Here is a 13,344-nt window from a genome sequence, read left to right as displayed (position 1 = left end):
GTTTTCATCGATGTGAGGACTGCCGAAGGCGGACAAGCATGAATACGGTCTCCGAACGCAAAGGCACCCTGCTGTTGATCGAGGATACGCGCGAGATCGCGGAATCTATCAGGGCATATATGGAAAGCGAGGGCTACTCTCTCGACCATGCGGAAGACGGTATCAGCGGGCTGTACCTTGCGACAAGAAATAGATACGACGCCATCATTCTCGACATCATGCTTCCCGGCATCGATGGCTTAAATGCCTGCCGGCGACTGCGCCATGATGGCCGAATTAGCACACCCATTGTGATGCTGACTGCTCGCGACTTGCTGGAAGACAAGTTACAAGGTCTGGATGCTGGCGCTGATGACTATTTGGTAAAGCCTTTCGCTATGCGTGAATTGAGTGCACGTGTCCATGGGCTGATCCGTCGCGTACGGCGTGAAGTAACCAATCAAATACTTTGCGTAGGCGACCTGACGCTCAATATAACTACCCTTGAGGTGGCTCGCGCCGGCAAGAGTATTGTTCTAACTCCTGTCGGCCGGCAGATTTTGACTATCCTTATGCATGAATCACCTCGATTCGTAAGGCGACAAGTCATCGAGCGCCAAATCTGGGGAGACAACATTCCTGATTCGGATACCTTGCGCACTCACATCCATTACTTGCGCGCCGCTATCGATAAGCCTTTTTGATACGCCGTTGCTCCATGTTCTCCACTCTGCGGGGTACCGCTTGTATGACCCGACGGAGAAAGCGACGACAGTGGTTTAAGGAACATTGCAGATAAATCACGCGCAAGGGTGTCCCTTTTTGAGAATCCTCGATAGCCAATCAATTCATGGCGATCAGTCCGACATTCGCTTGACAAGGATGCCTTTCATCGCCTTTATATAAGCAATCGTCGTTGCATCGGAAACGCGACTAACCCATGCGGCGGCGAAACGTCCCCATGACGTGTCTGCGGCAATGCTCAAGATAGGCTGCCTCGAGATCAGCGAGAAGACCCACAGTAGCGTCCCAGAGCCAGGAGGGCGCATCGACCGACTTGCGCCGTGCACGATTCAAGTCTTTTTTCCACGCTTGGCGAATATCAGGCGACATTTGCCTCATGTGGGCGCGCCCCAGGATATACCCCAAGTACACAGCAAGCTCGCCAGCACTTCCTGGACGCAAACTGCGAATATCCAATTTCATGTCTTGCGGCATGAGTTGTCGGACAAAAAAGGATTTTCCAAGCATGTGTGTGGACTGCATGCGCAAGCCGAGATGGGGAGAAAGTTGCGTGGCAGCCTTGACCACGCGACTGCCATGGTCGGAGATGGCATGGCTTGCGTTTGAACGAACTGGAACAAGTGCAGGTCCGGCTTCCTTGATGTCCATAAGACACCAATCTTCTGTTCCGCGCGAAGATGACGTCACCTCCAAAAGCACGGCATAGCGAGAATTCCCTAACGAACTACAGCCTTTTCGCCAATACGCCGCGTCGGCGAGATGAATTGACCCCTGAGACGAATGCTTTTTAGCTTGGGTTACCAACTCAAGCACGGATGGCATCTGAAACATATCATCCAAAGCGTTGCGTTCCTGACGCCAAAGCGGCCAGAAATGACAACCCAAGGGCAATTTCAGCGTGTCATCGCCTGTTCGCTCACGCATCAATATCTTAGACGTCCTGCGATGCGCCCGCAGAACTTTCATACGCAGCAAAGGAGGCATGGAAGGTGCGGTCTTGGGTTTCTCAGGAAATGCCATCTCGTACCCCAGGAGCAGCCGTTCAAGAATGTGAGCGGTCGCCATGCCAGGGAGGTCGGAACTGCGTGCAAGTACCGATAGCGATAACGCCAGGCGACAAACATCGAAACTTGGATTGCCCCACGCCGCCTGATCAAAATCCCGAATCAAAATATCGACGTTTCCCCGGCCATCGGCGAGAGGGCCGAGATTACCAAGGTGGCAATCGCCGCAAATCCATACATCCGGTCCATCTGGCAGAACCGGAGCATGACGGGAAGCGAGCCATTGGTAAAAACGTGCCGTGGTTCCACGGACGAATGCGTGAGCAGACTGAGCCATCTTACGGTTTCTACGGTCCACCAGCGCCGCGGACCGCTGCTCTGGCGAAACGATGGACCGGTTAGGCGATACGCTATTTTTCATATTTTGCGTGACCTCCCTCTTCACCGTGTCCGTCGATGGAACAGATCATCTCATCACGGTAGGGCGATGAGTGCACGTTGTGCGATAGCCATTGAACCGCGAACATGATGGCCAGCAGTATGGCGCCCCTGCGTAAGCGCTAAACGTAGATAGGACAATACCCCCGCCTGGACTGACCTTCAAGCGATGTCGTGTGGCCTAGTACGTCCCGCCCGACCGTCAAAAGCGTCCCACATCAAGCCTGAAACAGGGCTCCGTCTTACCATGAAGCCACTCCGCACCTGTCTCCTCAAAAGCTATCCGGGTTGCCTCATCGGCGGTGAGTGGATAGTTCGTCGTACCTGTCCAGTGCACGGCGAGCAGCAGTGCTTGCCTTTGCACCACACGCCGCAGGTGATGCGAAAGACGTATTAACGCCGGGCGTTCCAAGTAATAGAGAACCTCGGATGCAACCACCAAGTCGTATCCCCTCCCTAAATCTCCGTCGGGAAGATGCAGTTGCCGAAACGTCACGCAGTCACTCACACAATATTGGCGCGCTTCGGCCAAAGCCTGTTCACTGGTATCTATCGCCACAACATAGTCGCAATGCTCCAGCAAGCGTCGGGTCAAGACGCCAATGGAGCAACCGAGCTCCAGACATCGCTGGAATCTCCCACCCTCGAGCGCTGCGATGGTGGCGCTGTACTTATGATGCTCGTAGCCACTACTGCGAAAAGCCCAAGGATCTGACTCCGCAGCATACAGGGCTTCGAAATAAGCACGGTCAAAAGTGGGCATCAAGCAAGACCTCGTACCCGCGACACACGTGACTCAGAAGCTCGGGCGGAAGTACGAAAGCATCAGGACTGTCGACGATTAATTGGCCGTGCTGCGTTGCGTGGCAAGCAATGGCTGCTTCCTTCTGGCGTCGATACAATCCAATATCAACACGCCATCCATAGGTATTCCATAAACAAGAATGCCCTGACTGTAGCCACGTCCATACAGGGTAGGCGAATAGCCGATGCTGCTGTTGACCTGCCAAAGCAGCCTTTACCAAACGATGCGCAGCAATGTGATCGCCATGCGCATCAGTCATTGCCGTCACACCGACCAGGGCCCGCGGCGACCATGATAACCAGTGGCGAATCGCGGCGACCGATTCGGCCAAGTCTTCCTCGCCCAGTGAGTCGAGTCCCGCGTCGGGAAGGCCGAGAAACGTTACGTCATGATGAGTCATGCCTAAGGTCGCACAGGCATGCACCGCCTCTTTACGGCGAACCTTTCCCAATCGTTCGGGTGGGTAGCTGGCTGAGCCGGGATGTGACTTTTCTCCATCAGTCAGGAACAAGACGCGGGGCCGGTGCTGGGTTGCCGCCGCCCATGCAAGAAGTCCGCCGCATCCCAGGCTTTCATCGTCAGGATGCGGCGCGACGACCAGCACATCGCGGTCCAACGCCATACGGGCAGGATCACGCCATGGAAATGTATTCAAGATGTGCGCGGCGCAGCTATTCATGGTCGTAAGGGCCGCCCAGCAATCCAGGTAACGGAGTCTTGAAGGCCTGCTCGCCTACCGCGATTAACAACGCATCCGGAGCTGGCTGCCTGAGATACGTGGCCAGGTCGCGTGCTATCCGCTCCAGCGGTGAAGATCGTGAAAAGCTTTGTAGTCCTACGCCACGATGCACACGTTCAAGCACGTCCAACAGCGCGCGCTCCACGACTATGCGGGCCTCATTCGCATGGCAGACGATAGCCTCGATAGATAATTCGGAACGGCGTAGATACACGGCGGCGTCCGAGACCCACTTGCGGGCGGTATCCAGCGCTACCATGCATTCGCTCATCCGCAGCTGCTGGCATGTGTCAATGGCACGTCGCCGTTGCACCAGACTGTCACGCATTCCTTCAACCAGCGCCTCCCCTGCCCCCAACTGAGCGGCCAGGAAGCGCCACGCTCCACCTGAGAAGCCAGGTTGCCGATGGTAGTCATCGTGCGTGCCAAACACATGATCGTGGTCCACTTCACCATGAAAGCGCACGGACCGGGTCATGGATGCGCGCATGCCATGCATGAGCCAATCGTCCGCCGGACCTATCTCATAGGGCAAATCCGGCCACACTATCAGCAAGCCCAGCTCAGGGTGTTGGGCCGTCACTAGCGGCCGGCGGATGCCTCCCGCGCCCGACGCGTATGCCTTGGGACCCTCCAGCGTATAGCTACCTTTGGTGTTGGTAGTGAGCGTCAATTCGCCACGAAAAGAGGGCGCGTTCCAAACCCCAAGCAACTCGCCCCGCCTGATATAGGCACATACAGCATCTCGTTGATCAGGGGTGCCGCATGTCCACAGGAGCTCGAATGCATTGACATGACCCTCGAACAAGCGTGCGGCTGACAAATGGATGCCGCCCATGGCGCGAAGCAAATCCAGCAACAACGGGGTGGAAGCCGGCATCCACCCCAGGCCAAGCCCTCCTCGCTCAGGTGGCAAGACGGCATGCAAACAGCCGGCACTTTCCAGTATCCGTATCGCGCGATGAGGGAAAGCTTCAGTGACATCGTCCTCAATAGCGGCTTGTGCCAGTGCAGATGCGTGCTGCCGTAAGGCAGTTAGTACGCTCAGAGAGTGCGCACATTCGTTGTGAGAAACCGTGCGAGGGCTCATGCGATGTGCTCTTCGGCCATGACCGAGGCCGGCTGCATTCGGTGGTGCCGTACGGCATTCAAAAGATGCTTTGCGCGCTCAATTTCGCCAGATAACTGTTCCGGCCGCATGGCTTCGCGACTCAGACTTGGATGGCGTTGCTCCAAGAGTGCCCAGAATGCGGGAAACGGATGAACAATGGACCGTTCCAGCCAATCTGGTACGTCAAGAGCGAAGTCCTCGAAGATGCCCATAAGTGTGCAGAAAGAAGGCACGCCTGCGGTGTAAGCCGTTCGCAGCGTGCCGCGAAGGTGAGCGCGGATATGCGCTCGGTCCGCGAGCTCCAGACGCTCATCACAAGGCGAATGTGGCTGACGCGAGCGAAGCCGCAGCGTATCGGCCATTCCCCCCGCCGCACGCCCAAAGAGTCGTCCTGAAGTGTGTACCCGCGTGAGGTCATCATGGCGGACACGGCAGCCCTGCACCTCCAGTGCTCGGGCTAGGCATTTGTCTTCGTGACAGGCTACGCGCGGGAAGTCACCAATGGCAGTGAGAACCTCGGTGCGTAGCGCGACATTCGCACCCGACGCACTGTAGTGTCTCGGCCAGGGATCATCAGGAACCGGATCCAGCAAGCATTCCAACTCATCAAGCAACGCGATATAGCGTTCCTCGTGCTCACAGCGACCACGAAGACTTGCTGGCAAATCGGTGCAGTCTTCCTCGCACAGATCCACCCTGCCGATCACCGCATCGTAACCGGCGCGTAGCAAGGACACATAGTTGGCGACCCAGTTGGGTGGCACAATGCTGTCAGCGTCGGTCATGAATAACATGCCGCCGCGTGCAGGAAGAAGATCCAGTGCCGCATGGTTGGCCAGCCAGCGGGCGTGACCTGCATTGCGAAGTGTTCGCGGCAACGTAACATCATAGACGGTCGTCGCCATGTGCCAGCGCGCCGTATGCCTGAGCAGCAATTCATAGGTTCCGTCAGTACAGCTATTCGTCAAGAGTACCGACCGCACGATCCCTGCCGTCCACGCAGTATTGTGTCCATCGTCCTGCGCCTCGATCGCCTCCATGCAGGCCACGATACGCTCCACTTCATTGCATACCGGAATGGCGATGACAATATGAGGCTGCGGATGACGGCGCGCCGTCATGTTGCAGTGCGTGCGCGCCAGAGAGCGTTCCAGCTCAGCCATAGCTGAGCGATGGGGTGCGCGACATGGCGGGCGGCGCCCGGCATCATGGCAAGCCTTCCTTTCACTCCTCTGCGCCATGCACAGTCCTCATCATGATGCGTCTCCCAACCACCTGCCGATCTTTCAGGCTGCCATGGTCTCAAGCGATCTTTTCTGTTTTCTTTACCTCTATAAGCGCTTGCTCTGCTTTTCCCCGGCACGCCGCACAATCCCGTTGTCATCCTACGGCGCCACGGTTCATGCGCAGTGAACGTTCCATGCACCGCGTGTCACACCCTCTTCGCTTGATTGCCTTTGCTGGCAATCAGATCAATGCGCGCTGACGAATCGCCTCCGTGGCCTTGACGTTCCTCTCATAGACCTTGAAGACAACAGAGAACATCTCGAAAGCTTTTTGGCAGCGTGATCGCTAGATAGCTAAACGTATCCGCTCGCAGGCTTCCCTCGGATGTGATGCGGATGCGCGCCCGCGCTGATGCCAACGGCGCGTAAGGACGTGCCACGCCTCCCATATTGAAGGCGCTAACCCGGCATCCTCCCGTGACGCAGTACGCCGCACCAGGCCGATCTCCAATTCGTACCGAGCGTATTTCATGGCGGCACGTTACACCGCCGATCGCCTGCCGCGCGTTTACAAAAGGTCGCCGTCCCGTAGATTGCGATAGTGATGGAATGCGCACACTTATGACGTTTTAGTCACGCGTGATTGGCGCGCAGGCTTTTACACTCTCACATACTTTCGAAGGATGACTGGCGAAGGATGACTGGCCACCATGCATTGGATCGACCCTCAATCCTTACCCGAAACCAAGCACCGCGTGCGCCAGTTTCTGGTGAACCCTGAAGGCTACGTGGAAGGATTCATATCCGTCGAAGGTCAGCAGGTACTTGTACCTCCCCACCTCGGAAGGGCTCTTACACGGGCAGTGACAGCTGGAGATCTCGTCTATGCGCGAGGGATCAAACCGCGCAATGCCGATGTGATTGCAGCAGTGCTCATCGAATCGGCCCATGGTTTGCGCATTGAGGACCATGGCACGCCCGACCGGCCTCGTGCCGAGAAACGATCTCGCACAGCAAAACGCGAAATGGAAGGGGAAGTAGAGCGAGTGCTTTATGGCCCGCGTGGCGAGCGGAGGGGCTTACTCTTCCAAAACGGCGTTACCGTGCACTTTGCTCCGGAACTTGCCGAGGACCTGGAGGAATTTTTGACTCCTGGCATTCGCATGTTTGTATCTGGGAATCTGCGCACGACCAAATGGGGTACGGTTCTGGATGCGGATTATTTCTGGCACCCTTCGGACGAGGATATCTCCAAGGCTAAATAGTGATCCGGGGATGCACACGGACAGTCGCATGGATCAAACGCATATACCTAAGCTGCGCGCGCGGTAACACTAGGGCTCCCAAATCCGCCATCGCTCACCCTCCAGAAAATGCCCGAGTGCCGCCAACGGCTCAACCCGGTCGCAGATGATCTTGAAGATCGCCAGCAGCGGCACGGCAAGTACGGCGCCAGGAATGCCCCATAGCCAGTCCCAGAAGAGCAATGATGCCATGACTAGCACGGGATTAAGCGTGAAGCTCCGGGCAAGGAGCACTGGCGTGACAATGTCGGCTTCAACCACATGGATGCCTAGGTACAACACCATCGGTAGGAACGCTTTCCATAGCGGGTCAAGACTCAACATGCCCACCCCCAAAAACATGCCCATGCCCGATATCGGACCGAAGATCGGGACGTAGTTGAGCATGAAGGCCACCACACCCCATAACAGCGGATCGGACAGGCCAAGCCACCACATGCCCAGGCCAGTAATAATGCCCACCAGCACGTTCATAATGGTGATGGTGGTCAAATAGACGGAAATGTCGCACTCCACCTGCAGGGAAATATCAATCACCTGGCGCTTGTCGCCAAACGTAGGCATGACCTCTACCAGCCGCCGAAGAAACGTATCTCCGGCGATCAAGAGAAAGAACAGCATCAACATGGTCCAGACGAAACCTGATACAAGATCGTGAGCAGTCGATAGGAGGAGCTGCTGCATGTCGGTGTCTTCCACCGGCGGCCCGGAAGGGCCACCACCCACCACGACGCTCTTGGCGTGCTTGAGTAGATTGATGAGCGCGTTGATGGGATGGCTTATAAGCCGTACACGTTCTTGCAAGCGTGGCAATCCTTCGGGCAGCCGTTGCGCCCAGTGGGCTGCTGGAGAACTCAGCAGATCTCCCAAGCCCGCGATCACGCCCACCAGCAATACCACCGCAAAAAGTGCCGCTGCAAGCCGAGGGATGCGTAAACGCCTCAACCATTTCATACCAGGCTGCAAAAGAAGCTTCAGGAAGAATGCCAGTACGAGAGGCAAGAGCACTTCCCGCGCCAGATATAGAGCCGCCGACAGAGCGAGGAAAAACGTGCCGCCTTGGTAGACGATGGCCATATCCCGGGGCAAAGGCATGCGGGGTTTGGGGCCATTGTCGGATAACGTCGACACCGTTGATTCCTGATCTCGCAAGGCTTCTTTAGACGATGCTGCGCAAGCCCAAATTTACGCGGTGTGAAGTATTCGTCTTGGAGCGCTGATGGTGCTCATTTGATGGACGCCATCCTTTTCGCCGTTACTTGGTGACATGCATCTATTGCGATGCAGAAGCGAGAGCACGTTTAGCAGAGACGCGTCATCCGCTTTACCCCATCATATTGAAAGGACACGCCGTGCACGTGCGTTAAACAGACAGGGACTTACGGTCGGCGCGGTAACTATTCGTGCCTTGATGCTGGGTCTTTATGAAGCGTAAGCAGGTGTTTGGGTTGAGCTGCATTGTCGCCGGAGGGCTGGCGATCGCGGCTCTGTACCATCGAGACAGAACATTTCTGCACCATAAAACCCGTAAGTGCATGCAAGCGCCGGGGCAGCTTAAGGCCGCCCATTCGTTCACCCGTAGTTCGTCGTTATTAGCCTGGTCAGTATTGGCTGACAGTGCGATGGAACACTATCGCGGTTCGTTTACGAATCCTGCGATGACTTTGCCCCTGGCGTCTTCGTTGTGTGCACTGATGGCAGGTATTCATAGCAGCGGTGACTCGCGCCCCAGGCGCCACGTCGTGCGGCATGCCATTTATTGGAGTGCTGCCGGCATCGGTATCGCGGGCACTGCATTTCATTGCTACAACATCGGCAAGCGCCCGGGCGGGTGGTGCTGGAACAATCTGTTTTATGCCGCTCCCATCGGTGCCCCCATGGCCCTGCTGTTGTCAGGAGTGTTCGGAGATGTAGCAGAACGTATGAGAGAGAAGCCGGCCGTGCAGCCGCGCCTACTTGGCTTGCCTGCTTGGCAGTCCACAGCCCTCCTATGTGCTGCAGGGCTGTTGGGTACCGCTGGCGAAGTGGGCTTACTGCACTTGAGGGGTTCGTTTCAGCATCGCGCGATGTATGCACCGGTGTTGCTGGCACCCGCTGCAGCAACCTTGCTGATCCATGCTGCAGCCGTGCGCCGCAAACCGCACTGGGCGGCACGCATCGCTTTGCTTGCAGCTCAATGGCTAGGTGTCATCGGGGTACTGTTTCATGCTCGTGGTGTCGCACGCAGTCAAGGCGGGTGGCGTAATTGGAGCCAAAACCTGCTCAGTGGGCCACCGCTGCCCGCGCCGCCAAGCCTCACTGCACTGGCTATGGCAGGGATTGCGGCACTGCGACTGGAGAAAGCGGAGTCATGAAGGCCCGTTATCCCGGCTACAACGTACTGGACAAACGCGGCACTGTCTCTTGGGATGACGTCACGCGTGAGGTCATTAAGCAGCGCATGGCGCCACCGTCAGAATCTCGCTTCCTGGATCCACTGGCATGGCAAACCCTCCAGGCAGTATGCGAAAGCGTCATGCCGCAATCCCCGGAAGCGGCGCAAATTCCGGTCGCCGCCATGCTCGATGAGCGCTTGCGCACAAATGCTGGCGATGGCTACCGCGACATGCGCCTGCCTCCGCTTCGGCAGGCTTGGCGTATCGGATTGGCGGCGCTCAATGAGGAAAGCATCGCCACATTTCGCCAACCGTATTATTCCCTTGCCGCGCCACAGCGCCATCTTTTATTGGAACGCATGCAGCGCGGTGAACTGGTTCATCCTGCCTGGCACGGTTTGCCCTCCGACATATTTTTTTCGAATCGCGTCCTTAAGGATATTTGCGCGATCTATTATTCGCATCCCTATGCCTGGAACCAGATCGGCTTTGGCGGTCCGGCCAATCCCCGGGGCTACGTGCGTATGTATTTTGACCGCCGCGATCCCTGGGAAGCAGCAGAAGCCAAACCTGGTCATGAGGTACGTGCACGCCGGGGCAAACACCGTGTCCGCTGATGCCACCGACGAGCCTCGTGGGAAAAACGGACGCGCTCCTGATGTATTCCGTCACGGCGGCTGGGTGCCGATGCGTGAATTTGAACATGACGATGACGTCGATTTTGCCATCGTCGGCACGGGTGCCGGCGGCGGCACACTGGCATGCCGGTTATCAGAACTGGGGTTCCGTGTGGTCGCTTTCGATGCGGGTGCATGGTGGCGGCCCTTGGAGGAGTTTGCCTCGGATGAGTCGCATCAGAAGAAGTTATTCTGGACCGATGAGCGCCTTTGCGATGGTGAAACACCGCTGGTGTTAGGCACCAATAACAGCGGCAAGGCGATCGGCGGCAGCACGGTGCACTTCGCGATGGTCTCGCTGCGGTTCCGGCCGGAATGGTTCAAGTCGCGTAGCCTGCTTGGCTACGGCGCTGATTGGCCGCTGGATTGGCGCGAAATGTGGCACTACTACACGCAGGTCGAGCAAGCCCTGAAAATTTCTGGGCCGCTGAAGTACCCCTGGGGCCCTAAACGGCCGCGCTATCCCTATCGCGAACACGAGCTCAATGCCGCCGCCTGGGTGTTGGCCCGCGGCGCCGAAGCATTGGGTATCGACTGGACGTCTACGCCATTGGCCACCGTGTCCGCACCACGGGGGCATTCCCCGCCATGCGTGTATCGTGGCTTCTGCGTCTCAGGCTGCGCGACCAATGCCAAGCAGAGCGCACTGGTGACATGGATTCCGCGTGCGGTGGCCGCCGGTGCTGAAATTCGCGACTTGGCCATGGTGACCCGCATCGCTGTGGGCAACAACGACCGCGTTACCGGGCTGGAATACATCCGCGAAGGACAGCGCCAATTTCAGCGTGCGCGCCATGTAGTGGTCGCCGGCTATGCGATCGAAACACCTCGCCTCTTGCTGCTGTCCGCCACCAGTCGGTTTCCCGACGGGCTTGGCAACAGCTCAGGACTGCTGGGTAAAAACCTGATGGTGCAATCCAACCAGGCCGTCTGGGGGGTGATGCCGGAAGAAATCCGCGCCTATAAGGGGCCGCCTTCCCTCGCCATCACCGAGCACTGGAACTACACCGATATTGGCAAGGATTTCTTCGGCGGATACAGCTATATGAGCCAAGGCCCCTTGCCGATCGTCTGGGCCGGCGCGCTCAATCGCCGTGGCCTGTGGGGACAGGCGTTATTGGATGAAATGCAACACTACAACCATCAGGTGGGATTGAAGATCGTCGGCGAGACTCTTCCGCAAGAGCGGAACCGCGTCACCCTGGCGGACGAGAAAGATGCCAACGGATTGCCGATCGCTCGCGTGACCTATTCCTTCTGTGACAACGACAAACGTCTTATCAGGCATGCGCTGGATTTCATGGGGCGCGCGCTCGATGCAGCCGGTGTCGGGGATATCTGGGAGGAAACCAACGACACCTGCCATTTGAACGGCACTGCGCGGATGGGCGACGATCCACGTTGCAGCGTCGTGGATGGTGACTGCCGCAGCTGGGATATCCCCAACTTGTGGATCTGCGATGGCTCGGTGTTCCCCACGGTCGGTGGCGTCAATCCTTCTTTGACCATTCAAGCGATCGCGTTGCGTACGGCTGATCGCATAGCGGCTTTGGCGGGGCGAGGTGAGCTTGATCGTCGGCCTCAGAAGAAGATGTCATGACGACTTACATCGTGTTGAAGAATACCTCCACCTAAGAGCGACTGAACTGCGGAACAGCAGCACAGGCCCGAGCTCACGCGGGGGAAAGAGCAATTCACCTGGCAAGCCGTCAATAGCGGGATAAACACGACGGCGATGATTTCTTCACCTGCTTCCGATCCACTTGGTCACAAGCTACCCACGGTCCACCCATTACCCGGACGAGAAAGCACGTGGCTCCAGTCATCCTCTTGCGCCATGCCGAAAGCCGCATCAATGACGTGCAAGTGCGGGTTTACGATGTTCCCACCGACTATCCGGAAGCCGATGGAACATTGGCCTGGAACGCAACTACCGTAATCCTCGCCACCATTCGTTGTGGGGGCTATGAGGGCATGGGCTATAGCTACGCGCATCGCGCCGCTGCGTCCATCATTGCCGCACCATTGCGCGAGTGCCTGGTCGGCGCCAGCCCGATGGACATCCCGACGTTGTGGATGGATATGAATCGCAGTCTGCGCAATATCGGTCGGCCCGGCACCGGACTAATGGCCATTTCCGCAGTCGATCACGCATTGTGGGATCTCAAGGCGCGCATGCTCGGTGTCTCCGTGGTGCACCTGATGGGGCGCGCGCGCGAAAAAATTCCACTGTATGGCAGCGGCGGATTCACCTCCTACGACATCACCTTGCTGCAGAACCAGCTCAGCCGCTTCGCCAACCAGGGCTTTACCCGCGTCAAGATGAAGGTTGGCACCACTCCGGAAGAAGATCCACAACGCGTAGCCGCGGTGCGCGAAGCGATCGGCAAAGACACCAGCCTGATGGTGGATGCCAACGGCGCCTACACCCGCGAGCAGGCCGTCGCCATGGCCGAAACATTCGCCCACCACGATGTTTCCTGGCTGGAAGAACCCGTATCTTCCGATGACCTGGAAGGCCTGCGCTGGATTCGCGACCATGTGCCTGGCGGTATGCAGGTCGCCGCCGGCGAATATGGCTGGGATACCGACTACTTCCGACGAATGCTTGCACACGAAGCCGTGGACGTGCTGCAGATCGACAGCACACGTTGCGGCGGCTTTACGGGATTCATCAAAGCCGCCGCGCTAGCGGAGGGTTATCACATACCCGTTTCAGCGCATTGCTCGCCTCATTTGCACGCCCACGTCTGCAGCAGTGTCGGTCAGCTTGATCATGTTGAATACTTCTACGATCACGCCCGTATTGAAGCCATCTTCTTCGATGGGCTGCCCGTGCTCGCCGGAGGCGCGCTCACCGTGGATGCCGAACAGCCCGGCCTCGGCATGACACTCAAGCAAAAAGATGTGGACCGCTACTTAGTCGCCGCATGAGATATTCC

At 57.6% G+C, this 13,344-nt stretch carries 11 protein-coding genes and 1 pseudogene; 6 read left to right on the top strand and 6 right to left on the bottom strand.

Features of this window, described 5'->3' with window-relative positions:
* The first annotated feature begins 38 nt into the window (after nt 1-38).
* A pseudogene (locus IGX34_RS14345) lies at nt 39-762 on the top strand (response regulator transcription factor).
* Nucleotides 763-912: 150 nt separating this feature from the next.
* Here IGX34_RS14345 and IGX34_RS14340 read toward each other — a convergent pair.
* From IGX34_RS14340 to IGX34_RS14320, 5 genes are all read right to left on the bottom strand, one after another.
* Entirely contained in the window at nt 913-2,148 is a 1,236-nt protein-coding gene (locus IGX34_RS14340) for a DUF2252 family protein (RefSeq protein WP_192556401.1), read from the bottom strand.
* Nucleotides 2,149-2,367: 219 nt separating this feature from the next.
* A complete protein-coding gene (locus IGX34_RS14335; protein WP_192556400.1) occupies nt 2,368-2,928 on the bottom strand; it encodes a class I SAM-dependent DNA methyltransferase in 561 nt (186 codons plus the stop codon).
* Nucleotides 2,915-3,649 carry a PIG-L deacetylase family protein gene (locus IGX34_RS14330; RefSeq protein WP_192556399.1) on the bottom strand — a complete coding sequence of 245 codons (735 nt, stop codon included), beginning with the start codon at nt 3,647-3,649 and terminating at the stop codon, nt 2,915-2,917. The genes IGX34_RS14335 and IGX34_RS14330 overlap by 14 nt, the downstream gene beginning before the upstream one ends.
* On the bottom strand, nt 3,642-4,799 hold the full coding sequence (locus IGX34_RS14325; protein WP_192556398.1) for an acyl-CoA dehydrogenase family protein: 1,158 nt from the start codon (nt 4,797-4,799) through the stop codon (nt 3,642-3,644). Before IGX34_RS14325 ends, IGX34_RS14330 begins: the two co-directional genes overlap by 8 nt.
* The gene (locus IGX34_RS14320) at nt 4,796-5,983 is read right to left on the bottom strand and encodes a glycosyltransferase family 2 protein (protein WP_192556397.1); all 1,188 of its coding nucleotides are present in this window, start codon (nt 5,981-5,983) and stop codon (nt 4,796-4,798) included. Before IGX34_RS14320 ends, IGX34_RS14325 begins: the two co-directional genes overlap by 4 nt.
* Before the next feature lie 773 nt (nt 5,984-6,756).
* On the opposite strand from IGX34_RS14320, the gene IGX34_RS14315 reads away from it, so the two are divergent.
* Nucleotides 6,757-7,311, top strand: a complete 555-nt coding sequence (locus IGX34_RS14315) for a single stranded DNA-binding domain-containing protein (RefSeq protein ID WP_192556396.1) — start codon at nt 6,757-6,759, stop codon at nt 7,309-7,311.
* 69 nt (nt 7,312-7,380) lie between these two features.
* Here the strand turns inward: IGX34_RS14315 and IGX34_RS14310 are convergent, their stop codons facing one another.
* Nucleotides 7,381-8,481: an AI-2E family transporter gene (locus IGX34_RS14310; protein WP_192556395.1), complete on the bottom strand. Its 1,101-nt coding sequence runs from the start codon at nt 8,479-8,481 to the stop codon at nt 7,381-7,383.
* A 293-nt stretch (nt 8,482-8,774) separates the two neighbouring features.
* On the opposite strand from IGX34_RS14310, the gene IGX34_RS14305 reads away from it, so the two are divergent.
* The 4 genes from IGX34_RS14305 (at nt 8,775) to IGX34_RS14290 (ending at nt 13,336) form a co-directional block, all read left to right on the top strand.
* Nucleotides 8,775-9,704, top strand: a complete 930-nt coding sequence (locus IGX34_RS14305; protein ID WP_192556394.1) for a hypothetical protein — start codon at nt 8,775-8,777, stop codon at nt 9,702-9,704.
* Nucleotides 9,701-10,342 (top strand): gluconate 2-dehydrogenase subunit 3 family protein, encoded by a 642-nt coding sequence (locus IGX34_RS14300; protein WP_192556393.1) that lies wholly within the window; start codon nt 9,701-9,703, stop codon nt 10,340-10,342. The genes IGX34_RS14305 and IGX34_RS14300 overlap by 4 nt, the downstream gene beginning before the upstream one ends.
* A 70-nt stretch (nt 10,343-10,412) precedes the next feature.
* Nucleotides 10,413-12,002 carry a GMC family oxidoreductase gene (locus IGX34_RS14295; RefSeq protein WP_225737466.1) on the top strand — a complete coding sequence of 530 codons (1,590 nt, stop codon included), beginning with the start codon at nt 10,413-10,415 and terminating at the stop codon, nt 12,000-12,002.
* Nucleotides 12,003-12,214: 212 nt separating this feature from the next.
* On the top strand, nt 12,215-13,336 hold the full coding sequence (locus IGX34_RS14290) for an enolase C-terminal domain-like protein (RefSeq protein ID WP_338015475.1): 1,122 nt from the start codon (nt 12,215-12,217) through the stop codon (nt 13,334-13,336).
* Nucleotides 13,337-13,344: the final 8 nt, after the last annotated feature.

It is taken from the genome of Dyella acidiphila (assembly GCF_014863405.1).
Classification (GTDB): domain Bacteria; phylum Pseudomonadota; class Gammaproteobacteria; order Xanthomonadales; family Rhodanobacteraceae; genus Dyella_B; species Dyella_B acidiphila.
This window is presented reverse-complemented; position numbering and strand designations above follow the sequence as displayed.

Bases quoted from the DNA above. Each gene is read 5' to 3' on its own strand.
- IGX34_RS14340 (WP_192556401.1), bottom strand. From the start codon at position 2,148: ATGAAAAATAGCGTATCGCCTAACCGGTCCATCGTTTCGCCAGAGCAG.
- IGX34_RS14335 (WP_192556400.1), bottom strand. From the start codon at position 2,928: ATGCCCACTTTTGACCGTGCTTATTTCGAAGCCCTGTATGCTGCGGAG.
- IGX34_RS14330 (WP_192556399.1), bottom strand. From the start codon at position 3,649: ATGAATAGCTGCGCCGCGCACATCTTGAATACATTTCCATGGCGTGAT.
- IGX34_RS14325 (WP_192556398.1), bottom strand. From the start codon at position 4,799: ATGAGCCCTCGCACGGTTTCTCACAACGAATGTGCGCACTCTCTGAGC.
- IGX34_RS14320 (WP_192556397.1), bottom strand. From the start codon at position 5,983: ATGGCTGAGCTGGAACGCTCTCTGGCGCGCACGCACTGCAACATGACG.
- IGX34_RS14315 (WP_192556396.1), top strand. From the start codon at position 6,757: ATGCATTGGATCGACCCTCAATCCTTACCCGAAACCAAGCACCGCGTG.
- IGX34_RS14305 (WP_192556394.1), top strand. From the start codon at position 8,775: ATGAAGCGTAAGCAGGTGTTTGGGTTGAGCTGCATTGTCGCCGGAGGG.
- IGX34_RS14300 (WP_192556393.1), top strand. From the start codon at position 9,701: ATGAAGGCCCGTTATCCCGGCTACAACGTACTGGACAAACGCGGCACT.
- IGX34_RS14295 (WP_225737466.1), top strand. From the start codon at position 10,413: ATGCGTGAATTTGAACATGACGATGACGTCGATTTTGCCATCGTCGGC.